This is a genomic window from Coprobacter tertius, assembly GCF_024330105.1.
In the GTDB taxonomy this organism is placed as follows: Bacteria; Bacteroidota; Bacteroidia; order Bacteroidales; family Coprobacteraceae; genus Coprobacter; species Coprobacter tertius.
Genome location: NZ_JANDHW010000019.1, coordinates 1 through 23,296, shown reverse-complemented (window position 1 = coordinate 23,296; position 23,296 = coordinate 1). Strand labels below are relative to the sequence as shown.

The 23,296-nt window shown below is 37.0% G+C and carries 26 protein-coding genes; 8 read left to right on the top strand and 18 right to left on the bottom strand.

The window, feature by feature from the left end; all coding sequences use genetic code 11:
- Positions 1-208: 208 nt before the first annotated feature.
- Entirely contained in the window at positions 209-472 is a 264-nt protein-coding gene (locus NMU02_RS13120) for a hypothetical protein (RefSeq protein ID WP_255028412.1), read from the bottom strand.
- Between the two features lie 244 nt (positions 473-716).
- Between NMU02_RS13120 and NMU02_RS13115 the strand changes: the two genes are divergently transcribed.
- A complete protein-coding gene (locus NMU02_RS13115; RefSeq protein ID WP_255028411.1) occupies positions 717-1,304 on the top strand; it encodes a DUF4136 domain-containing protein in 588 nt (195 codons plus the stop codon).
- Positions 1,305-1,508: 204 nt separating this feature from the next.
- On the opposite strand, the gene NMU02_RS13110 is transcribed toward NMU02_RS13115, so the two are convergent.
- Complete coding sequence (locus NMU02_RS13110; RefSeq protein WP_255028410.1) at positions 1,509-1,880, bottom strand: thioredoxin domain-containing protein; 372 nt, start codon at positions 1,878-1,880, stop codon at positions 1,509-1,511.
- 161 nt (positions 1,881-2,041) lie between these two features.
- Here NMU02_RS13110 and NMU02_RS13105 point away from each other — a divergent pair, with 161 nt between their 5' ends.
- The 7 genes from NMU02_RS13105 (at position 2,042) to NMU02_RS13075 (ending at position 7,417) form a co-directional block, all read left to right on the top strand.
- Complete coding sequence (locus NMU02_RS13105) at positions 2,042-2,584, top strand: ferredoxin domain-containing protein (RefSeq protein ID WP_255028419.1); 543 nt, start codon at positions 2,042-2,044, stop codon at positions 2,582-2,584.
- The gene (locus tag NMU02_RS13100; protein WP_255028409.1) at positions 2,581-3,609 is read left to right on the top strand and encodes an agmatine deiminase family protein; all 1,029 of its coding nucleotides are present in this window, start codon (positions 2,581-2,583) and stop codon (positions 3,607-3,609) included. The genes NMU02_RS13105 and NMU02_RS13100 overlap by 4 nt, the downstream gene beginning before the upstream one ends.
- 7 nt (positions 3,610-3,616) lie before the next feature.
- Positions 3,617-4,507, top strand: coding sequence for a carbon-nitrogen hydrolase (locus NMU02_RS13095; protein ID WP_290427149.1), 891 nt, complete (start codon positions 3,617-3,619; stop codon positions 4,505-4,507).
- A gap of 222 nt (positions 4,508-4,729) precedes the next feature.
- Positions 4,730-4,957 carry a 4Fe-4S dicluster domain-containing protein gene (locus NMU02_RS13090; protein WP_255028408.1) on the top strand — a complete coding sequence of 76 codons (228 nt, stop codon included), beginning with the start codon at positions 4,730-4,732 and terminating at the stop codon, positions 4,955-4,957.
- Positions 4,958-5,003: 46 nt separating this feature from the next.
- Positions 5,004-6,083, top strand: coding sequence for a 3-methyl-2-oxobutanoate dehydrogenase subunit VorB (locus NMU02_RS13085; RefSeq protein WP_255028407.1), 1,080 nt, complete (start codon positions 5,004-5,006; stop codon positions 6,081-6,083).
- Between the two features lie 11 nt (positions 6,084-6,094).
- The gene (locus tag NMU02_RS13080; RefSeq protein WP_255028417.1) at positions 6,095-6,856 is read left to right on the top strand and encodes a thiamine pyrophosphate-dependent enzyme; all 762 of its coding nucleotides are present in this window, start codon (positions 6,095-6,097) and stop codon (positions 6,854-6,856) included.
- A gap of 18 nt (positions 6,857-6,874) precedes the next feature.
- Positions 6,875-7,417, top strand: a complete 543-nt coding sequence (locus NMU02_RS13075; protein ID WP_255028406.1) for a 2-oxoacid:ferredoxin oxidoreductase subunit gamma family protein — start codon at positions 6,875-6,877, stop codon at positions 7,415-7,417.
- A gap of 91 nt (positions 7,418-7,508) precedes the next feature.
- Here NMU02_RS13075 and NMU02_RS13070 read toward each other — a convergent pair whose 3' ends face one another.
- The 16 genes from NMU02_RS13070 to NMU02_RS12995 all read right to left on the bottom strand — a co-directional run bounded on the left by NMU02_RS13070 (position 7,509) and on the right by NMU02_RS12995 (position 23,192).
- Positions 7,509-8,171, bottom strand: a complete 663-nt coding sequence (locus NMU02_RS13070) for a hypothetical protein (RefSeq protein WP_255028405.1) — start codon at positions 8,169-8,171, stop codon at positions 7,509-7,511.
- Positions 8,172-8,200: 29 nt separating this feature from the next.
- A complete protein-coding gene (locus tag NMU02_RS13065; protein ID WP_255028404.1) occupies positions 8,201-9,340 on the bottom strand; it encodes a DegT/DnrJ/EryC1/StrS family aminotransferase in 1,140 nt (379 codons plus the stop codon).
- A 42-nt stretch (positions 9,341-9,382) separates the two neighbouring features.
- Entirely contained in the window at positions 9,383-9,973 is a 591-nt protein-coding gene (locus NMU02_RS13060) for a sugar transferase (RefSeq protein ID WP_255028403.1), read from the bottom strand.
- A gap of 19 nt (positions 9,974-9,992) precedes the next feature.
- Positions 9,993-11,000: a glycosyltransferase family 2 protein gene (locus NMU02_RS13055; protein ID WP_255028402.1), complete on the bottom strand. Its 1,008-nt coding sequence runs from the start codon at positions 10,998-11,000 to the stop codon at positions 9,993-9,995.
- Between the two features lie 9 nt (positions 11,001-11,009).
- The gene (locus NMU02_RS13050) at positions 11,010-12,344 is read right to left on the bottom strand and encodes a phenylacetate--CoA ligase family protein (RefSeq protein ID WP_255028401.1); all 1,335 of its coding nucleotides are present in this window, start codon (positions 12,342-12,344) and stop codon (positions 11,010-11,012) included.
- Positions 12,345-12,349: 5 nt separating this feature from the next.
- The gene (locus NMU02_RS13045) at positions 12,350-13,381 is read right to left on the bottom strand and encodes a CapA family protein (protein WP_255028400.1); all 1,032 of its coding nucleotides are present in this window, start codon (positions 13,379-13,381) and stop codon (positions 12,350-12,352) included.
- Positions 13,382-13,897 carry an acyltransferase gene (locus NMU02_RS13040; protein ID WP_255028399.1) on the bottom strand — a complete coding sequence of 172 codons (516 nt, stop codon included), beginning with the start codon at positions 13,895-13,897 and terminating at the stop codon, positions 13,382-13,384.
- Positions 13,898-13,899: 2 nt separating this feature from the next.
- The gene (locus NMU02_RS13035) at positions 13,900-14,703 is read right to left on the bottom strand and encodes a hypothetical protein (RefSeq protein WP_255028398.1); all 804 of its coding nucleotides are present in this window, start codon (positions 14,701-14,703) and stop codon (positions 13,900-13,902) included.
- Positions 14,704-14,711: 8 nt separating this feature from the next.
- Positions 14,712-15,866, bottom strand: a complete 1,155-nt coding sequence (locus NMU02_RS13030; RefSeq protein ID WP_255028397.1) for a glycosyltransferase family 4 protein — start codon at positions 15,864-15,866, stop codon at positions 14,712-14,714.
- A 6-nt stretch (positions 15,867-15,872) separates the two neighbouring features.
- Positions 15,873-17,177 (bottom strand): glycosyltransferase family 39 protein, encoded by a 1,305-nt coding sequence (locus NMU02_RS13025; RefSeq protein WP_255028396.1) that lies wholly within the window; start codon positions 17,175-17,177, stop codon positions 15,873-15,875.
- Positions 17,178-17,287: 110 nt separating this feature from the next.
- Positions 17,288-18,280 (bottom strand): polysaccharide deacetylase family protein, encoded by a 993-nt coding sequence (locus tag NMU02_RS13020; protein ID WP_255028395.1) that lies wholly within the window; start codon positions 18,278-18,280, stop codon positions 17,288-17,290.
- Positions 18,277-18,744 (bottom strand): acyltransferase, encoded by a 468-nt coding sequence (locus NMU02_RS13015; protein ID WP_255028394.1) that lies wholly within the window; start codon positions 18,742-18,744, stop codon positions 18,277-18,279. Before NMU02_RS13015 ends, NMU02_RS13020 begins: the two co-directional genes overlap by 4 nt.
- A gap of 11 nt (positions 18,745-18,755) precedes the next feature.
- Entirely contained in the window at positions 18,756-20,210 is a 1,455-nt protein-coding gene (locus NMU02_RS13010) for a lipopolysaccharide biosynthesis protein (RefSeq protein WP_255028393.1), read from the bottom strand.
- Positions 20,210-20,674 (bottom strand): acyltransferase, encoded by a 465-nt coding sequence (locus tag NMU02_RS13005; RefSeq protein WP_255028392.1) that lies wholly within the window; start codon positions 20,672-20,674, stop codon positions 20,210-20,212. Before NMU02_RS13005 ends, NMU02_RS13010 begins: the two co-directional genes overlap by 1 nt.
- A gap of 115 nt (positions 20,675-20,789) precedes the next feature.
- Entirely contained in the window at positions 20,790-21,830 is a 1,041-nt protein-coding gene (locus NMU02_RS13000) for an ATP-grasp domain-containing protein (protein WP_255028391.1), read from the bottom strand.
- Between the two features lie 18 nt (positions 21,831-21,848).
- Positions 21,849-23,192, bottom strand: a complete 1,344-nt coding sequence (locus NMU02_RS12995) for a DUF362 domain-containing protein (protein WP_255028390.1) — start codon at positions 23,190-23,192, stop codon at positions 21,849-21,851.
- Positions 23,193-23,296 lie beyond the last annotated feature (104 nt).

Below are 23,296 nucleotides of genomic sequence, written 5' to 3'. Positions count from 1 at the left end.
CAAATTTAATTCATTTGTGTATGTAAAACAGGGTTGCCTGTATAAAGTTTACATAATTCATAATATTTAATATATCAGAATACGATTGTTGAATTAATTCACCAATCTAAATATTTTTTCATTTATTTAAAAGAAGAAATTTAGCATATATCAAATAATTATTCTCTAACATTTTTCGACACACTCTTTTATATTTTATGCTGAATATCTATTCTTTACCAAATTCATCATTATATTCTTCACGATTCGGGAAAATAGAATCCCAAATGGTATCGTCCCGTTCAATATATTCATCATAAAAACCGGCAAATCCTTTTTTCTCACTATACCCCATCGCAGCGCACCATTCAGAATAGTCTTCCTGTAATGTTTCATCCGATTCGATCATTGTCAGGAAAACTTCATACGCCGCCTCATATTCACGGTATTTTTGTATCAAATTTTCAAATACTTCTGTTATATCTCTATCCATAATCCAAAATATTAAAATGCAATATGCATTTATTTTGTATATGACACCTTCCAAATATAAATATAAATTCGGAGAAAGGCAAAATAAATAATAATTTAATTAAAAAATAATATCTAAACCGAGTTTTTTATGTCCAAAAAATATTACCATCGTTTTTACGATAGCAAAACAATATTAAGAAAGAAATTGTTTTAAATACAAACCTGATTTTTCAATTTTCAGGATAAATTAAAAACTCAATGATATGAAAAAATTAATCTTTTTATTATCGGTGGTTTTGCTGTCGGGATGTAGCGCATATCAGCTTATCAACAGTGAAACGTACAACAATGCCGACCTCGCCGCTTATAAAACTTACCGTATTGCAGGTCCTGAGGACGGAAAACTCCCTTCGATCATGACTATGATCGATTATTATAACATATCCAATGCTATACGTCAGCAAATGAATGAAAGAGGGTATACCGAATCTCCCGATGCCATACTTTTGGTAAACATAGGGCTTACCGTCGAAACTAAAATAGCGACCGAGCCTGCTCTCCCTCCCGGATATTATCCGTATAATGGTTTCTACCCATATTTTATATATCCGCGTTCGCTTTATTGGCAAAGCTATTATGCTAATGCAAAAATTATCACTGGTATATACAAAGAGGGAGTTTTATCGATCGATTTAGTAAATATGAAAGAAAAACTATTCCTTTATTCCGCTTCAGTCTCCACTATTCTCGAAAACGGACAAAGTAACCTGAGAAACGTTTCAGAAATAAATAGCGCCGTAAAAACTCTTTTCTCGAAATTCCCGGTTAAACCCCTGAATACTAAAAAATAGAAACTTATTATCTGATTTATTGCAATGAGGGGGAACGATATCGTTCCCCCTCATTGCAATAAAAATAAATCGATTAATTTTTTGATCTCATTCTATAATGATTGTAACAAATGATTTTAACAACAGTAATTATCGCACTATTTATTCGTATTATCGCTCGATACCGAATAAAACATATTGAAAAGAAGTCATAAAATAAATTCGTTACAACCTGTATCCGTCCATCTTGCCCTCCACAAGTAAGCGGATATTATCTTCGGCCTCATGATAAGTAAGAGCACTCCTTACAAAAAGAGGTTTTCCCTGTACCGGAATAAACATAATTGTAGGAGACTGATAAATATCATAAGCATGAGCCAATTCCGTATTATGATCGATAAGTACTTGTAAAAATAAAGCTTGTTTAAACACACCGGCCAAAGGCTCATATATCATTTTTATTTCCTCATCGTATAAATCCTCACTGTCGTGAAATACGATCACAGCCGGGCGCGTTCCTCTATAACTCCATGGTGCCTCACGAGTAAAATCAGCTATATCCCTAATAAATCGGGCTTTCGAAATCGTTTCAATCATTATATTTGTACTTAAATACCTACAGAAAACAGTCATTCGCAAAGAAAAGATTGCTTGATTAGTTTTATTTAGCACACCTTATAAAGCGCATACAACAGATGCTCCCAATTTTACAAAATAGATTGACTATATTTGCAGAAATATCTTTAAAAATAAACGATATGATCATCGATGAAAGGAGTTCACGACACGAATCGGTATTGTCTGCTGCACGCCATATAATGAATGCCGCACGTACCGCCCCCAAAGGGAAAGGGATAGATGTAATAGAAATAGCTACAATCACAGGAGAAGATATTGAAAAACTTTCGAAAGAAATGATCGAAATATCGGAACTTACCGGAATGAAATTCCTGCTAAGAGATGCCGATAATATATTAAAAGCCGAAGCTCTGATTCTTATCGGAACGAAAGAACAGAAACAGGGCTTAAATTGCGCTTATTGCGGATTTTCTACCTGTGCCGAAAAACCAGAACAAACTCCATGTGCCATTAATTCGATAGATGTAGGCATAGCCATAGGCTCGGCATGTTCCAAAGCAGCTGATTTGCGAATCGATACACGAGTCATGTTTTCGGCCGGATGGGCTGCCGAACGGCTCGGACTTCTCGGAGAATGTCATCAAATAATTGCTTTACCGTTGAGCGTATCTTCAAAAAATCCTTTTTTCGACCGTAAACCAAAACAGGAGGTAAATTCATGACCGATATAATACGTTTCCCCGCTGAATGGGAAAATCAATCAGGTATACAATTAACTTGGCCTCACGCTGCAACAGACTGGGCTTACATGCTCGAAGAAGTTGAAAAATGTTTTGTTGAGATTGCCCGGGAAATCAGCCTGCGTGAAAAACTGCTCATTGTTTCTCCCGAACCCGATGCAGTAATCCGGCAAATAAAAAATACGGTCAATTTAAATAATGTACGTTTTGTTAAATGCGATACCAACGATATTTGGGCGAGAGATCACGGAGCCATAACTATTCTAAAGGAGGGAAGGCCCCGATTGCTCGATTTCAAATTTAATGGCTGGGGATTGAAATTCGCTTCAAATTTCGATAATCTCATAACACATACATGTTACAAACAAGGCATTTTCGATGCCGAATATATCAACCGGCTTAATTTCGTTATCGAAGGAGGGTCGATCGAATCCGACGGGAAAGGTAACCTTCTTACTTCAAGTGAATGTCTGCTATCTCCTAATCGGAATGGACAATGGAATAAAAAACAAATTGAAGAATATTTGAAATCTGAACTGGGTATAAAGCATATTTTATGGATCGATCACGGTTATTTGGCAGGAGACGATACCGACAGCCATATCGATACTTTGGCCCGTTTATGCCCCGAAGACACAATAATATATATAAAATGTACCGACCGTAACGACGAACATTTTACCGCTTTAGAAAAAATGGAAGAACAATTAAAAACATTCCGTACCAACGAAGGAAAACCATTCAGACTTCTCCCCTTACCTATGGCCGAAGCCTGCTATGAAAACGGAGAACGACTACCTGCAACTTATGCCAACTTTTTAATTCTAAACGGTGTGGTATTATATCCTACATATAATCAACCGCAAAATGATCAAAATGCCGGGCAAATTTTACAACAAGCCTTTCCCGATCGTACAATTATCGGAATAGATTGCCTTCCACTTATAAAACAGCACGGTTCTTTACATTGTGTAACCATGCAATATCCACAAGGAGTAATAAAATAAAAACCGTATGAAAGATAAAACGATAAAAACCGCTCTCATACAGCTAAGTATGGGAAACGACATAGAAGAAAATAAAAAAAGACTTGCCGAAAACATCAAAAAATGCTCCCGAAAAGGGGCTCGATTGGTCATATTACAAGAGCTTCACAACAGTATTTATTTCTGCCAGACAGAAAACACAGAATTATTCGATCTCGCAGAACCTATTCCGGGCCCATCTACCGAATTTTATGGGAATTTAGCCTATGAAGAAAAAATAGTGCTGGTTACATCATTATTCGAACGCAGAGCCCCGGGCTTATATCACAATACTGCAGTTGTATTCGATACCGACGGTACAATCGCCGGCAAGTATCGTAAAATGCATATTCCCGATGACCCGGCTTATTATGAAAAATTCTATTTTACTCCGGGAGATCTGGGTTTCGAACCCATTAAAACCTCTTTAGGAACCTTAGGAGTATTAATATGCTGGGATCAATGGTATCCCGAAGCCGCCCGAATGATGGCATTAAAAGGAGCCGATATTTTAATATATCCTACCGCTATCGGTTGGGAAAGCAGCGATACTCAAGAAGAACAAGCCCGACAACTCGATGCATGGATTATCTCGCAACGTGGGCATGCAGTGGCAAACGGACTTCCGGTAATCTCGGTTAACCGGGTCGGACATGAACCCGATCCTTCCGGACAAACCAACGGAATAAAATTCTGGGGTAATAGCTTCGTCGCCGGTCCTCAGGGAGAATTATTGGCCGAAGCATCGAATGACAAAGAAGAGAATCTTATTGTCGATATCGATCTCAACCGCTCCGAAAATGTACGGCGCTGGTGGCCTTTCTTGCGCGACAGACGCATAGACAAATACGACGAAATCGTAAAACGTTTTATCGATTAAAATTCAAAAATCGTATATTTATTCCTCTTTTATAATAAATATGCATATACAAAAGAGACTCTTTTCCATCGGTAAAGTCCGATAAAAACACGAGACACAACTCTTTGTCAACATGATAATTACATTACTCGATACTTCTATTTTAAATTTTATTAAACAGCCCGGAAGAAATTTTGCGAATAAAACACTAATTTTGCATGACACAAAAAATAATACTTGATTATGGCTAAAGTAAAAGGAGCTGTTGTGGTAAACAACGATCGTTGCAAAGGATGCGAACTCTGTGTTGTCGCTTGTCCGGCCGATGTACTGGCTCTTCAACCCAAAGAGGTAAACGATAAAGGATATCATTACGCTTATATGAAAAATCCCGATAACTGCATAGGGTGTGCCAGTTGCGGTTACGTATGTCCCGACGGATGTATTACCATATATAAAGTGAAATTATAACTATGGGAATTCCCGTCATTTGAACTTAACATAAGAACTTACCGATATGACAGAAGAAATAAAATTAATGAAGGGAAACGAAGCCATCGCACATGCCGCTATCCGTAGCGGGGCCGACGGATATTTCGGTTATCCTATCACTCCGCAATCCGAGGTAATGGAGACATTAATGGAACTAAAGCCCTGGGAAACGACCGGGATGGTCGTATTGCAGGCAGAAAGTGAAGTTGCCGCTATAAATATGGTTTACGGAGGTGCAGGTTGCGGAAAAGCCGTAATGACTTCATCGTCTAGTCCCGGTGTCAGCCTCAAACAAGAGGGTATTTCATACCTGGCGGGTGCAGAACTACCCTGCCTCATCGTAAACGTTATGCGGGGTGGTCCCGGTCTGGGAACCATACAACCCAGCCAGGCAGATTATTTCCAAACCGTAAAAGGCGGCGGACATGGAGACTACCGACTCATAACTCTCGCTCCGGCATCGGTACAAGAGATGGCTGATTTTGTTACTTTAGGATTCGATCTTGCTTTTAAATATTGCAATCCGGCCATTATACTTGCCGATGGAATTATCGGCCAAATGATGGAAAAAGTAGTATTGCCACCCTATCGTAAACGCCGTACCGAAGAAGAAATCAGAGAACAAATGCCTTGGGCTACCCTTGGCAAAAAAGGAAACCGCAAACGCAATGTAATTACTTCTCTCGAGTTAGATCCCGCAGTAATGGAACAGAATAACATTCGTTTTCAGGCGAAATACAAAAAAATCACTGAAAACGAAGTTCGTTATGAAGAAATTAATTGCGAAGATGCCGATTACCTTATTATAGCTTTCGGATCTATGGCTCGCATATGTCAGAAAACCATAGAACTCGCACGTGAAGAAGGATTAAAAATAGGTCTTTTGCGGCCGATCACATTATGGCCGTTCCCGACCGATATCATCGCTTCATACGGCGGTAAAGTTAAAGGGATGCTTTCTGCCGAGCTTAACGCGGGTCAAATGGTAGAAGATGTGCGCCTGGCAGTAAACGGACGAGTGAAAGTAGAACATTTCGGACGATTAGGAGGAATTGTACCTACCCCTGATGAAGTGTTAGCCGCTCTGAAAGAAAAATTAATGTAATGCTGAAAACTATGGATGTAAACGAAATCATAAAACCCGAAAATCTGGTTTACGGCAAACCCAGACTGATGAACGATAACCCGATGCATTACTGTCCGGGATGCAGCCATGGGGTAGTGCATAAACTCATTGCTGAAATAATAGAAGAAATGGGGCTCGAGGAAGAAGCTATCGGAGTTGCTCCCGTAGGATGCGCCGTCTTTGCCTATAATTATATCGATATAGACTGGCAGGAAGCCGCCCATGGCCGTGCTCCCGCTATAGCCACTGCGATTAAACGCCTCAATCCGTCAAAACTGGTTTTCACTTATCAGGGAGACGGAGACCTCGCAGCGATAGGCACAGCCGAAACCATTCACGCCTGCAACCGAGGGGAAAATATCGTTATTGTTTTTATAAACAACGGTATTTACGGTATGACCGGAGGACAAATGGCTCCTACGACACTCGAAGGCATGAAAACCTCTACTACCCCCTACGGTCGTAATGTAGAACTCAATGGTTATCCCTTAAAAATATCTGATCTTGTCGCAAAACTCGACGGAGCTTGTTACGTAACCCGCCAAAGCGTACATACGGCGGCGGCTGTAAGAAAGGCTAAAAAAGCATTACGCCAAGCATTCGAAAATTCAATGAACCGAAAAGGGACATCACTGGTAGAAATCGTATCGACTTGCAACTCAGGATGGAAAATGACTCCTGATCAATCGAATAAATGGATGGAAGAAAACATGTTTGCCAAATATCCGTTAGGTGACCTGAAAAATGAATAATCCCAAAAATCAGCACGTATGAAAGAAGAAATAATCATAGCCGGATTCGGTGGCCAAGGAGTACTCTCGATGGGAAAAATCCTGGCATACTCAGGACTGATGGAAAATAAAGAGGTAAGCTGGATGCCCTCATACGGTCCCGAACAACGAGGAGGAACAGCTAATGTAACGGTAATATTAAGCGACGAACGTATTAGTTCACCCGTACTCAACGCTTTCGATATCGCTATTATATTGAACCAACCTTCGCTCGAAAAATTCGAAAGTAAAGTAAAGCCCGGCGGAATTCTTATTTACGACGGATACGGAATACATCACGCACCCACCCGTAAAGACATAGACATATACAGCATCGATGCCATGAATACAGCCATCGAAATGGAAAATTCCAAAGCGTTCAATATGATCGTTTTGGGTGGTCTTCTGAAAGTAAAACCGATGGTTACACTCGAAAATGTATTGTTAGGACTAAAGAAATCACTGCCAGAGCGTCATCACAAACTTATTCCGATGAACGAACAAGCAATATTAAAAGGAATGGAAATCATTAAGAAAGCATAAAACTTTCTCAATAACCGAATACAAAATCGCAAAAAGGGAAGCATATATTTTACAATATATGCTTCCCTTTTAGATAGAATAAAATACTTCTTTAAATATTTCTTTTACCGGGTTTCTTTTTTTTCATATCATGCTGTTTTATATCCTTGTACAAAGCCAAACCCAAAAATACCGGTAAGTTCTTACGATTTAACAGTGGGAAATCGACAGCCTGCAATTCACACCCATAATTATTAATGATATCATAAAACAAAGCATCGAATAACACGTCTCCCAAATTCGCGATCAGTAAGGTACATTTCTTACGCACAGCATATTTACAAGCCAGTTTAAGCTGATGGTAAGGATCGGAATATTTTTGATATACATCCTGAAAACGATATATTTCATTCGCATTTTTCAAGCAGAGATATTTTTCGGCATTCTCGGTTATTCCAGCGATATACTCTTCCCCTATCGCCTGTACCTGCTTCGTTACAACAGTATACAAGACAAAATCTTTCGTCACAGCTGATGTTTCCTCTGCCAAATCTGATATTCCGGGAGACGAAAATGTTTTTAACATTTCATACTTCTCGCGTAAAGTTTTCGGCTTCGACCGTACAAAACGACGAAAAACATACCGATACGTATTTTCATGCCAACCGGAAATGTTCCATTCGAAAGCATTTAAACGCTTCAGATGATATTCGATCATAGACGAAGACATTTCGCCCACCGATTCTACAATAATATCTTCTGTCTTAGAGTGCATATACAAAGCTTTTTATCGGTATCGGAAATTCAACGAGATATGATTTTACCGATTTCTTCTACGACTCTTGCAATATCATTATCTGATAAAACCGATCCGGAAGGTAAACACAATCCATCTTGAAATAACTGTTCCGACGTACCGTCTCCATAAAAAAGACAGTCCTTAAACACCGGTTGCATATGCATCGGACGCCATAAAAGACGTGATTCGATATTTTCCTGTTCAAGATGCTTCCGAATTTCATCAGGCGTAACTTTACAAACCTGACGATCTAACGTAATACAAGTAAGCCAAAAATTAGAATCGAAAACAAAGGACGGATTTTGCATTACTTTTACTCCAGGTATATTTCCCAATAATACGGTATATAATTTATGTATTTCCCGTCGCCTGGCAATATGCCGATCCAATACGAGCATCTGCCCTCGCCCTATGCCTGCGCAAATATTACTCATACGATAATTATAACCGATATACTCATGATAATAATAAGGACGGGGTTCGCGTGCCTGTGTCGCAAAAAACATAGCCCGGTGAGCTTCTTCTTCAGTACGACATACCAAAGCCCCACCTCCCGATGTAGTAATCATTTTATTACCATTGAAACTCAAAGCACCAAATTCACCATAAGTCCCGCATTTTCGTCCGTTATATTCCGATCCGATCGCCTCAGCAGCATCTTCCATTATCGGGATTTCATATTTTCGGGCAATCGAGATAATCTCATCCATTTTGGCCGGCATCCCATATAAATGTACCGGTAATATAGCTTTCGGCTTCTTACCGTTTTTTTCAATACGATCTTTTATTGCAATTTCTAAAAATTCGGGAGACATATTCCATGTTTCAGATTCGCTATCGACAAAAACCGGTGTAGCGCCTAAATAAGTTACGGGATTGGCAGAAGCAGCAAAAGTAAAAGATTGACATATCACTTCATCCCCTTTTTCCACACCCGACAACAATAAGCCTAAATGTATAGCTGCAGTTCCGGCAGAAAGAGCGACTACATGACGATCCTGTCCTAAAAACGCCGACAATTCTTTTTCAAAAGCATCTACATTCGGTCCGAGCGGTACGACCCAATTAGTATCGAAAGCCTCTTTTATAAAGTCCTGCTCACGACCACCCATATGAGCAAGCGAAAGATAGATACGCTGTTTCATAGCATAAATATTTTAATTCGAAAGATTATAGACACTACACTCTCATTTATTCCCGGAAGAACGGAAAACCGTTCTGAAAATAAGTTTTATATCTCCGGCCAGGGAATGATGGTAATAATATCCGAGATTTATTTTTACCTTATCGGGAAAAATTACCTCATCGTTATATTTTACAGGATTATCGACTTTAGCCAGTATCTCTTCTTCATTTGCATATTTCAACGACGCCGGTCCGGTAATACCCGGCCTTAATTTCAGAATCAGCCGGTCCTCTCCACTAAGTTTATCGGCATATCCGGGAACATCCGGACGAGGACCTACCAAACTCATATCCCCGATAAAAACATTCCATAACTCAGGTAATTCATCGAGCTTATATTTTCTTAGTTTCGCCCCTAATGGCGTTATGCGACTCTCACCCGCTACAGAAACAGAACTTCCCGCATGGCCGACCGTCATCGATCTGAACTTATACATCGTAAATAAATGCCCATCTTTACCGATCCGTTTCTGCTTAAAAATTACCGGTCCACCGGGCATCTTAATTCGGATACTTATAGCAATAACAATAAATAATGGCCACAAAAAGATAAGACCGAGCAACGATGCGAGCCGGTCGAAAAGAAATTTCATACAGTAAAAATGATTGTAATTATTTCGATTTATGTAACTTAAATTTCTCTAATATTATACGGATAATTCCCGAAACAGAACCCCAACCGTACGAGAGATGAATAATAAAAAAAGATGAAAGCAAATAAAAAAGATTAAGCCTTTTCTTCACCGATAATCCGACAGAGATCGTTATTATCAATATCGAATAGAGTAATAACGATAAAGCCGATAAATAAAGAAACGGGTACCAAATAAAAGAAAACAAAAACGGAATTATAAGAGATAAAACAAAGCACATAGGGATAAAATGCCGCAGCGATAAAGAACCAAATTGTTTCGTATAATACACTGTGAGGATATTCCAACGACCATTCTGATAATTATTTCCGGCTATCCCCCTAAATGTTTCCCGTGCCAGATAAGTACAATACGAATCGGGAATAATAACAATCTTCCCTCCGCCCCGGATAATTCGTTTATTCAATTCGATATCCTGATTACGAACCAACCTCGTATCATACAATCCGTATTTATCGAAAACTTCACGCCGCCAGCAACCGAAGGGAACCGTATCCACTTCCCGTACCGTAGTAATTCCGGTACGAAACAAAGAATTCCCGACTCCGAACCTATTACTCAGAACTTCTTTTATCGCCAAAGTTTTAGCCGTTTTATTCAAGATATCGGTACGGCAAACAGTGCCGATATTATCGGCATTATATACAGACAATCCCATCACTAAAGCCGAAATATAATTCGAAGCATAATACGAATGTGCATCTATACGTACTATTATATCGCCCTTTGCAGCCTCAATACCAATATTCATCGCATAAGGTACAATCTTATCCGGATTATCCAATAATTTTATCCAACTATATTTTTCTCCGAACCGCAAAATAATTTCCCGAGTTTTATCGATGCTCATTCCATCTACAAACAAAACTTCAAGATCATCTTTCGGATAATCCTGATCCACAATCGAATCAATACATTTTACAATGTATTTCTCTTCATTAAATACGGGACAAATAACAGAAACCATACTACTTTATTAAAGCTTGTTTCCTAACAATGATTTTATTATTTGCGGTTTTCCTGAACTCGTCGGAGGGATATAATCTACCCTTTTAAAATTTATATAAAATGAGTCTCTACTTTCTCCGGTTCTTTCGTATATGTCATTCGCTATCTTCATCAACTCAGCATCTGCAAACGTTTCAGAAGGAATATATTCAATATCGATACCCTCCATTTCGGTTTGTATTACCCTAAACTGCTTGATCGACCTATAAAACTCAAAAATTCCGGTAAAGGTATGTACAATCATTATCTTTCCCGATTTCGTTTTAACAAGATCGGTATCTCTCCCTATTACCCTTTCTAATAATGGGTAGTTTAATTTTCTCTTATCAGGATATTTTTCCAAAGGTAATTTTACGGCGAGATCTCCTAATTTATAACGAATAAGGGGCATTGCATATCCATTTAGGTTAGTGACCAATACATGTCCCATTGTACCGTCGGGGACTTCATTCCCCTCATCATCCACAATTTCGATATAAACATTGGGAGTCATTATATACATATAGGGAAGATCTTTCTGGGCTGCCATCAGCATTCCTTCACTGCAACCGTATGTATCATAAACTTCACAATTAAAAACATCCCTTATTTCCTTACGGTAATGTTCAAAAAGTTTATCACCCCAGGATAATGCACGTTTAAATGTAACGTGTATTTTCTGCTCCCTTGCAGCACATGCAAATACATAAAGAGACGAAGCGTATCCGGCCAGTGTATAATTCCCTCTTTTTACCGATTTCAGAATTTCAACGACCTGCTGTTCAGTCAGTGAAAAAGCTGGGACATAAATCGTATAGAAACAGATATCTTTTATTTTTTTAACAAATCCCCTCGAAGGAGTTATACCTGTTTGCAAAAGTTTTTCTCCCGAATGATATCCGGCCCAATTCCACCAATGCAATTGAGTTGCCTGCGGAATACCTAATTCTTTCTTTGTTAAATAAATAGACGTACGCAAACCGCTCGAACCGCTGCTACTACACCGAATCAGTTTCGAAACAGGACGGGTCAATAACCTCGATTCATTTTCTCTTAACAGATTTTTAGTAAGAATAGGAAATTCTTTAATCGTTAAATACGGATCTTCCTTTTCTTTTATTCCATATGATTTGTAATATTCGCAATCAGTTAACACGTATTTAAGTAACTTATCCAACTTTTCTTTTTGCACCGCCTCCAGCTCAAAGGCCGACATATTGTCACACCGTCTCAAATAACTTAAATATGTCGAAAAAGAATTTCCACTGATAATACTTCCCAAAGGCAATATTATTTTTTCTAACAGATAAGTATATAACCGCATCGTAATCAATTTTCTTTTTTAGCCATTCTTCTTTTCAAAAAATCAAAAAAAATTACCTGAAAATCAGAATATTTATATCGAAAAATATTTTTGAGTATCCCTATATAATTATGTATACGGTATGTATTCATGCTTTTAAATACCGTTTTATAATACAACTCATTTTCCCGGTTTAATAAAATAAAACGATTCAAATATTCAAATCTCAATCTTTCAGGAACCTCTTCTGATAAAATATATACCGGGAAACAATCATTTCCGATATGTATATAATCGTAAGAAATAGCCGGCTTGTCTGATAAATCGACATTTAATACAATCGAATACTTAGTAGGTTCCCAAGGCATATTAAATACAAAATTTCCCAATGAATAAAAAATATATTTATTCCGATATATTTCATAACCTTGTAGTACATGAGGATGCATTCCTACGACAAGATCGAAACCGATATCTACAAGCCAATGTGCAAATTGCTGCTGGTCATTATAAGGATAACCTATAAACTCATTACCCCAATGAATATATGCAATTTTAAAATCACAATCAGCGATCAATTGCAATTCTATAACTATTTTCTCATATTCGGGCATCGACCAATAAAGAGGATTTTTAGAAAAATTTTCCGGTCGCTGACTAAAAGCTATAATACCTACATTACGACCTTGATGCACAAACGTAAAGCTTTTCTTCGTTGCCGATCCTACATACTGTGATCCAACCGTACGAATATACTGTAACATACTTTTATATGCTTCTTCTCCGTGTTGCATCACATGATTATTAGCGACTCCATATAGATCGAAATGGCGTATTTGTTTCAAATGTTCAGGAGACACTATAAATTGTCTTCCATAAAGTCCCTTCTCAATGGAAATATCGGCACAAACACATTCCAAATTTCCAATCCAGAAATCCCCATCTCTCCTCTTAAGATATCTGAACGGATCTTCTCCTTTCGCCATCCGGCTTCCTATCCCAAAACCTGTATCGAAAAAGCCATCGGTTAAATTTATGTCCCCTACGATTCTTAACATTTATATATTTTTCTTTTTCAATAATTTAGCTGGAACTCCACCGTAAATAGCATCCGGAATATCAAAACATTTGTTCAAAAAACTATTTGCCGATAAGACCGAATTTTCAGGTAATACGGAATCTTTCTGAATGGTTGAATTTCCAGCTACCCATGACCCATCACCTATAACTATTGCGCCTCGATCCCCACGGCCATACCGATAAGATCCATTCTCTGACGTATGATTACCACTAATGACTATAACATGAGGTGCAAACATAACTTCATCTCCGACAACAATACTTCCGCTTCCCATTAAAACTGTACCGTTTCCGACAAAACAATTTCTACCAACAGTAATATTTTGTAAATCTTTTATAATTGCATCATGTGTCACCTGGAAATCTTTACCGCATTTTTTCATCCCTAATCCGTATAAGAAACCTCTGAAACGCATCAATAAAGGGACATCAGGTAAAAAAAATAACAGACTCCTTACAAACCATGCATACATCAACAAAATCTTATGTTTCATATTTAATAAGCCCCTCTCTGCATTGCTTCAAAATAAAGTAAATATTTTATTTTCTTAAAAGGCATAATTCTGCGAAAAGGATATAAGATATTTACCACTACCTTCAACCAAAAAACATATTTAATTACAAGATTGCAATATGCTTTCCGAAATCTGAATTTATTTAAAAATACCTGTATATTACTATGTTCGGTTACTGATCTAGCCCCATCTGTAACATACAACATTTTTCTTTTTTCTATATAATATTCATTCATCTGAAATAATAAACCATAAAAAGGATAATATTTATTAAGATACTCTGGGATTCCTTTTAAAGCTGTATATTTCGCCATATCACTTTGAATTAAGACTTCCGAATATGCAACCATTTTACCGGTATTATTTTCATATGCCCCCCAATATTCAAAATTAACATTACCGATTTCTATATGCTTTCTCCAATTTTCTTCAGATAAAGGATAAGATGTTACTTTCTTATATCTTTTATATGAATCATTATAAACTTTATAGCCCCCATGTAGCATTTCTGCAGCTTCTATTTTTCTTATATTAAGAGTCTTTAACGCTCGACGAACTTGATTTCTGGTCTTTGACGATAAATCTTCAATTTTTAATGGTTTATCATTTATGATATACCAAAAAGAGGTTTCATTTTTACAGTCAAAATCAAAAACATTCCGGACGAACCATATCTTCTTGCCTAATAAAGACTTTATTTCATCAGATGTTAAACGTCGCTCACAATGAGGTGCACCCTTAAAGATTGCACCATATTGATATGGTTTATAATCATTTATACACATAGAAACCGTTAGAAAGATTTAAAAATCTGAGATAAAAAAGATTCGATAGTATAATTCTCTTTCACTTTTTCAAACGCATTATCCCTTTGACGTAAAAAGGGCTTTTTATTCTCCAAATATTCATTTATAACCGAAACGATTCCATCAACATCATTATAGTCGAAAAAACGAATATCTTCCTTTTCTGCAAAAGAATGAGGCAACGACCCTACCGGAGTAGAAACTACCGGTATGCCTTGAGCCATAGCCTCTATCACCACACGCGGAGAACCTTCGGATAAAGAAGGAAAGATAAAGAGGTCTGATTTTCGTAACATCTCATTTAATTTCAATCGATTATCGATATGTCCGTGCAAGGTTACATAAGATTGTAAACTATTTTTATTTATAAACGTTTCAATATCTGCAAACATTTCTCCATTTCCTACCATATCGAAATGGAAATCAATATGCTGTCTATGCAACTCTTCCCATAAATTCATAAGGCAATGCATTCCTTTTGCATAACGTATATATCCTATATATATAAGCCGCAATTTACCGGTATGAGACAACAAATCGGGTAAAGGCAAGGTCAGAGAATCTTTTCTAATGGTTGAGGAAATTACCGGAGTCGCATCTATCTTATACTTTTTAAGCCGTTCTGCCAAATGACCGCCATTAGTATATACCTTACTTTTTTTCGCAGCTTTCAACGTCAACCAATAATTAGGCCAATAACCGGCTATAATTATTTTTTTCTTTATACTGCTCCACTTTTCATTGTATTTGGTAGCATCTATCGCATCCCCTACAAAATGCATAATGGTTTTCTTCCCGAAAAGTAAAGATGGCATCCAACAAAAAGGATCGGGAACCCGAGTATAAAAAAAATCGACCTCAGCCGATACCTGCTTAATAATTTTATAAAAAGCTAAAACCTTTTTCTGTGAAGATATATAACTGGAAACATAAGGTAAGGCCATGATTTTTACATTCGGAAGAGTATTCAGGTTATTGAATTCTTTATTTACACCGATTTTTTCATTCACTGTACTGATTAAATAAACCTGATCGTACTTTTTCGAAATAAATTCGAGATAACAGTAATGAGTGTTTGCAATCCAATAACAGTCTTCTTCTTTCTGTAGATTCCAAGCCGTTAATAATGCGATATTGTTCATATAAAATCAAATAAGTCCTCTTGTATATAACCTTATACCAGCATAAACGATAGTGATAAGAATAGATAAAGCAAAAACAGCGCGCTGTAATTTTATTTTTCTACTACCGGTAAAATATACCGGTAGTAAAAGATACATCGACATCAAAGTACCTAATGATTGCCGAGGCGAGAATATTGTCAGTAACGAATTTGCCTGCCCTATTTTCAACAGAATAAATATCATAAGTATATACATAGGTACCAGCATTGTTTTCCGGTACTTTAATGTATACAAAATAGCAACAACCAAAAGCGGAAGTAAAGAAAGATGCATAACCATGGCGAATGAATCGTAATTTATCGTCTCGGCATCCGGTAAATCGACGATCAACGGAGAAGGCAAAAATATGCCCATAAGCAAATATAGCGGTGCCCCTAATATTTCCGCTACACCCAAATTCGATATTTTTGCATCACTCGACGATATTGTCCGCGTCTGCATAGATTCTAATCTCGAACCGAAATAAACATCTGTCGATTCTATACCTCCGACATTACTAATATAATTCCATCCGTATATCAACAATGTGATTGTAAGTATAAGAAATATGATTTTAGTAGAACTCTTTTTCATTCTTTTCGAATAATAGGCATAAACGAGTAAATAAGCCCCTACAATGGGAACAATTGTTGCCGGACGAATGAATATCATTGAAAAGTATGATAGAGATACAAGAATAATCGACGTCAATATTTTACGATTATAGAATAAGTTTATATTTGCTTTAATAGCAAGCAATATAAAAAAAAGCAATAATGTATCTTTTAATTGTAAAGACGAATATACAAACACCAGCGGCGAAACCATAAATAAAATTCCCACAAGCCTCGACGACGACTCATCAGCATACGTTCTGCATATTTTATATGCGATTACACAGGTAAAGGACGAAACCACAGCATTTCCTATTCTCGGAACATATATCGATTCACCGAAAATATTCATCAAAAATGCGCTGAAATTGGGAAAACCGGAATATGAACCCGTTGAAAAAAAGATATCCGAATAAAAACCCATTCCGAACACCTTCCATCGGTTTAGAATTTCAAGAGCGGCATTATGATAATTATAATCGTCTTTATAAGACAAAAAAGGAATTCCGATATAATGATTTAAGATTGTAACCAAAATAAAGACAGAGCATATTCTGATAAACAGAGATACGATAAACAAGTTAAATATAAAAGTACGACGGCTGATTTTTATCCACCCTTTATAAGTATAATAAGCTACAGCAAAAAATACCGGAAGAAACAGATAACTACTCAAAAAATCAGAAAAGCCTTTCGACAGAAATACAGAAATTCCGGTAAATACCAGAATTAGAAAAAATAGATAAAACCTCCAAGTCCTAAAAAAATTTACAGGAACTCTGCTAATCATACCGACAAAATAGAAAATTGGGTTCTAAAGGCATAAAAATCGTCGCATATACCGATACGCGAAATAAATGAAGTGTTTTCTCGGTGACGCACTCTTTTTCCGTTCACAGCAAAACCCATTTTATAATATTTAAGGGTCTGTTGAAGTGCAAACTCACAAACCGAAGTCCGGTCTCCATTTGGAAAAGCGAAATAATCACATTTTCCGACATGCTTTTCGATAAGTGCTTTACTTTCTTTCAACTGCCGTACGATTTCTTCATTTTTTTGATTTCCATGCAATATCGCATGGTCGAGACAATGAGAACCGATGGTAGCTCCCATTATCGAAATATTCACTACATCATCCCACGACATCAAATCTTCCGACTTAAATTTTTCTGTCATTTCAGCTTTAACATCATTTGATATTTGTGAATTTATATCTTGTAATAAACAGTGTACAAATTCGTTAGATTTCGTTTTAACGGCACGAATAAGAATATCATTCGCATACAACCTTTCAGTTTCATTCGAAAGAGAAAATTCCTGTTTCAATGAAGGGATATCTATTCGCTTAATTTGAGGATTAAATATCGCCGATCGCACATAATACGTCGGAACTCTCGTTCCTTTATCGATGTTTTCAGCCGAAATAAAAACAGTAAACGGTATATCCAGAGATTTCAAAAAAGGAGCCGCCACCGTATAATTATTTTTATATCCATCGTCGAAAGTAAGAACTACTTCTTTTCCCGTAAATGGTTTTCGAGAAGAAAATCTTTCATAAAATTCATCTATCGAAATAAAATGAAAATGTTTGTTGAGATACTCAATCTGTTTCTCAAAAACACAAAAATCCATTTGATTGGCTTGTACCCTTTTATCGGATATCGTTTTTTTCTCTATCCCATGGTAAAAAATTATGCGGGGAGTCTTATGTAGCAGCTCGAAAAAACAAGGTATATTCAACATCCCTGCATACTTCGCGATCTCTTTTTTATAACTCATTCTATTTCTTTTATTATTTTAGCCGGGTTACCGGCAACAATACACCAGGCAGGAACATCTTTCGTTACAACTGCTCCAGCCGCGACTCCGGCTCCTTCACCGATCGTTACCCCGGGCATGATAACAGCACCCATGCCGATAAAAGAATTACGGCAAATTTTTACATTTCTTTTTATATGAGGAACTTTATTATAAATATCTCCTTTTTTAAAACCACGCAAATCTCTTTTATGGAATAAAAGCATAACATTCGGTGAAATAAGCACATCGTCCTCGATGGTCAAATATTCGGCATTATTGTCTATATGGATTCCTCCACTGAAATAAACATTTTTACCTACTTTTGCACCGCAATACCTTACAATAGCCGGTCTAATATTTTTTGATATCAAATGCAGCCAATGCCAGTTTTTAAAAACATTATATAACAATACCGTCCTTATTCCAGACTTTATTTTACCCATAATCAACTGTGTTACTTCTTTTTCATTTTTTTAATCAGCGACATTCCTACCTGTAATGACTCTTCGAGATATTCATTTCTTGAAATCCGATTCGATAATAAATACACACTTAACATCGTAACCCCTTGCAATAAAAGAATATAAACCGGTCTGAAGCCGACCATCAGATTTCCGACTGCATATGTACAAACTGCCGCTATTATTCCCCATAACACTGTTTTCCACAAATCGTAAAAAACTTCTTTCAAAGAATATCCGATAAGTTTTCCACCGTTATACATATAAACAGTACCCGTTATCACAGTCGTTATCACAATTCCCCATAGCATTACATAAATACTTATATGTGCTAATAAAATAATTGTCAGAACCCGAAATAACTGCCTTATAAAAGCCAATCTCAGTAAACGACCGCTTTTACCGGTAACTAAATAAATATTTATAAATACCGAATATAGAATAACGATCCAACTCGTAACGGACCATAACCTGAGATAGGGAGAAGAAGGCAACCATTGTGATCCGAAAAGTACATCCATTACATTTTCCGACGCAGCTACCAGATAAAAAGATATAGGAGTCATACAGAATAACGTTACGCCTACGATTTTCCGATATCCAGCTTTCAACTTTTCATAATCGTCCCCAATAGAGGCTAATACCGGATAAGTAACTTTTTGAATAACAGAAAAAGATGTCTCCCCGAGATACGAATTTAACTTTCTGGCTTGCGAAAAATACCCTAAATCGCCTTTACTGTATATCCTCCCGATAACAAGCGATTCGAGATTCGTAACAATCTTATCGGTAATTCCCTGTATCAAAAGATTACTTCCGAAAGCGAAATACCGTTTTATCGAATGATAACTCATGACCAGTTTCGGTCTCCAACTGCTTTGTAGCCATAGAATCAACATGCGAAGGAATGACAACATTACCATATTAACTGCCAAAGCCCAAACACCAAATCCTTTTAAAGCTAATATTATGGCAACGATACCCGAAATACACATTGCGACAACAGAAGCAACCGCATAAGGCCTGAATTTGAGCTGCCTGTTAAAATTAGCATTTTGTATTATTGAAAACGAATTGAAAATTATAGTAAGAAATACAAACCTCGATAGCGGTATCAGATGCGGAGCATTATAAAAACCGGCAATAAGCGGCGCAGCTAAGAATAATACGGTATAAAGAATAGACGCAATTACGATATTAATATAAAATACCGAAGAAAGATCGGTAGATGTCGCATGTTTATCTCGAATAACAGCCTGGCTGAAACCACTATCGATAAAAACATCTGAAACAGCCGTAAAAATAATCAGCAATTCTATAAGGCCGAAATCTGTAGGAGATAATAAACGGGCCAGAATCAATGTTATAATAAAATTGATCAATCCGGCACCGATCGTCCCCGTAGATGTCCAAACCAAACCATTGACAGCCTTTTCTTTAAGCCCCATTAGTCTCTCGTTTTTATAACGTTACAAGGATTACCTACCGCTATACTTCGAGCCGGAATGTTCTTTGTAACCACCGATCCGGCACCGATTACAGTACCTTCACCAATAAAAACTCCATCGAGAATTGTTACATTCGCTCCTATCCACACATCATCTTCGATAACGATTCCCTTTGTTTCAACACCCTGGTCACAAATGGGAACTGATAAATCTGTGAATCTATGATTAGAACCAACGATTACACAATTAGGAGCTATAGCACATTTTTTACCTATATTTACCTTTCCGATTACAAGACTATTACGATTTACAGCAGACCCGTCGTCGATAAAAATACAAGAGGTAGAAGTTCTGACTTCGACATTCTCACTCAAAATAACATTCTCACCCAAACTGCAATTACCTCTTACCGTAACGTTATCAAAAAGCAAACTCTTTCTGCCGATATTTATATCACCTCTCAAAATGACATTTTTCCCAATATATACACGTTTATATCTACCCCAATAAATAAAATTCAGAAGAATCGACAAAAAGTATCTATACCCTCTCTTAAAAAAATAAATATACTTTACCATTTCAATTTCGACTATCGGATATGAGATCTTCTAATATCAAAGATTCCGGATAAAAATGACCTTTATGAAAATTCAGATCACTATCCCAATAACCCTTACAATCATATATCGCTTGACCTACATAGCCATAAGATATTTCTACTATATAATAATTTCCTGAAACATCTTTGACATAATCAAAAGCGACGCTTTGAGTCCCTAACTTCCGGGCTACTTCCAACGATTTTTTTACAATATGAGAAGGGATTTCCATCTCATAATCGATAATACCGCTTCCACTGGCTCTGAAATCGTTATCACGTACCTTTCTGTGGAATCCCCACACCCGACCATTTACGACCGCAATACGAAGATCATGTGTATTACCCGGGATAAATTGCTGAAAATAAACATATCCTTTTTCTTTGGGAAATAAATTCCGACCATACCGTATTTGCCGAAAAAATGTAGGGGCTTTTTTAATTCGATTTATAATCCCGCTTATACCACCTCGGTAAGCAACTTTCAACTTATTTTTTCCATCGGCCAAATAGCCGGGTGTGGGAAGTACCCCTTTATGAAACATTTTACGACAATAACGTTTGGCTTGACCATAATTCCTTATCAGCCTGACATTATAAGAACCGGCTCCACGTCTTAACTTGGCTACTAACGGATATTGCGCAGACTGTAACCATTCCAATGCTTCTTTCTCCTCGTAAAAAGCCCATGAAGGAACGACTGGAGCATCAACCGCTTCTAAAAGATATTTTTGAGAAACTTTGTCGTCGAAATGCCAGGAGGTATTAAAATCGGGAAATACCCGTATCCCCATTTTTTCCGCAGAAAAAAGAACATTCCTTGCCATCAGCAAATCCTTTGGTAATGCCAGACTAAAGGCCCACATTAAATGCGTTACGTCATTTTTTTTCAACTCTTCTATAATATTAGACGAATAGCAATCAACAACGATGTATGGTATTTTATTCTCTTTACAATATTGTACCCACGCAATATCCCAACTATAGCGTTTTCCACGACCATTATGTATTGCAACTTTCATTACTTCAAATAAATTATATTATAATATACAATCTTCCCACCCAGGAGGCGGTACCACAGGAATCGACCATTGTAATAGATCTGATAATGTTATTATATTATCGTCGAGATATATCGTATAAGAAGACTCATCTTTTATCAATTTAAAAGCATTTCTCGTTATATTCAACTTATCGAGATCATATTGCATCAAAGTCGACATACAAACATCGTTCAGCGCACTGTTATTCGTAAAGCTTATTATGCCCAACGGCAACGGAACGGGAGAAAGAGGCCCATCGCCCTGTCCGCCAATAATACCATCGCATAGCGAATACAAATTTCGTTGTGGCGTGTCGGATAAAGTCCCGTCTATTTTACCATATACGGCAATTTTGTTCAAATCGAAAACCATTCTCCAACAAGTATCATTACCATGCCAACTACCGGATAATCTGCAATCTTTTTTAATACATGACAACTCCCTAAACAAAACCCCAAGATATGTCCAAAAAAGAACATCGTAATTTCTTTTTGTACGTTTAGGAAAAGCTTTATCAGCACATTTCTCACTTAAATGGAGAAACAAATTCTTTCCCGGATAACAATCACCTCCAATTGCCGTACCTCCAAACATGTGATGGGGTAAATACGCTTTTTCACCATTCACTCCGACAAGATTTTTTAAAGCTCCCGTCATACCCGTTTTCTGGTGTGTTTTTATTTTAGGCATATTAATTACGATATCCGCTTCGAAAAGGTCTTTAATAATACAATATCGATGGACTCCTTTTCTGTGATTATGAGAAAGTTCTTTCGGATCGTATTTTCCAACTCTGAACCGATCTTTCTTTTCGTCGGTAACCGGTTCGAGATAACTGTTTTCACCCAAATCGAAAATAAGATAATCGGACAGAGGATGTTGGTCTTTTTTAACTTCCTGTGTTTGAATATCGAATGTTACTCGCCTGAAATCTTTTATTTCAATAGGAATCCTATAGCTATCTTTAAGATTATCGATTCTTTTATAAAATGCATCATTCAATAAAAGTTTCCAACTACAACCCTGTACCGGAGCATCCCCTATCGTAACCATCGAAGGTTCTGCATCGAGTACCGCCGTTAAAGCCGCAATAAGAAAATTATGATGCGTATGCAAACAAATTTCTTCATTTTCACGACGCAAATGCATAACCCAATTAGGCTTTATAAAAACTTTTTTACCTTTTACCGAAGATAAAAATCGCTCACCCATAATACTTCTTATATACAATATCAATTTTTCATGATCATCATATACTTTCGATAAAACAGGGACCTTTCGTTGTTCAGGTGTTGTAAAAAGAGTTTTTATACGAATAAAAGAATCGTTATTATTTATCATTGACAACTGATGAGTTTTAAATAAGATCAGAGATCATTACAATCTTCCATCTACTAACTGTTTATCTAAAATACCTTTTACATCGTATATCACATGTTTCGATT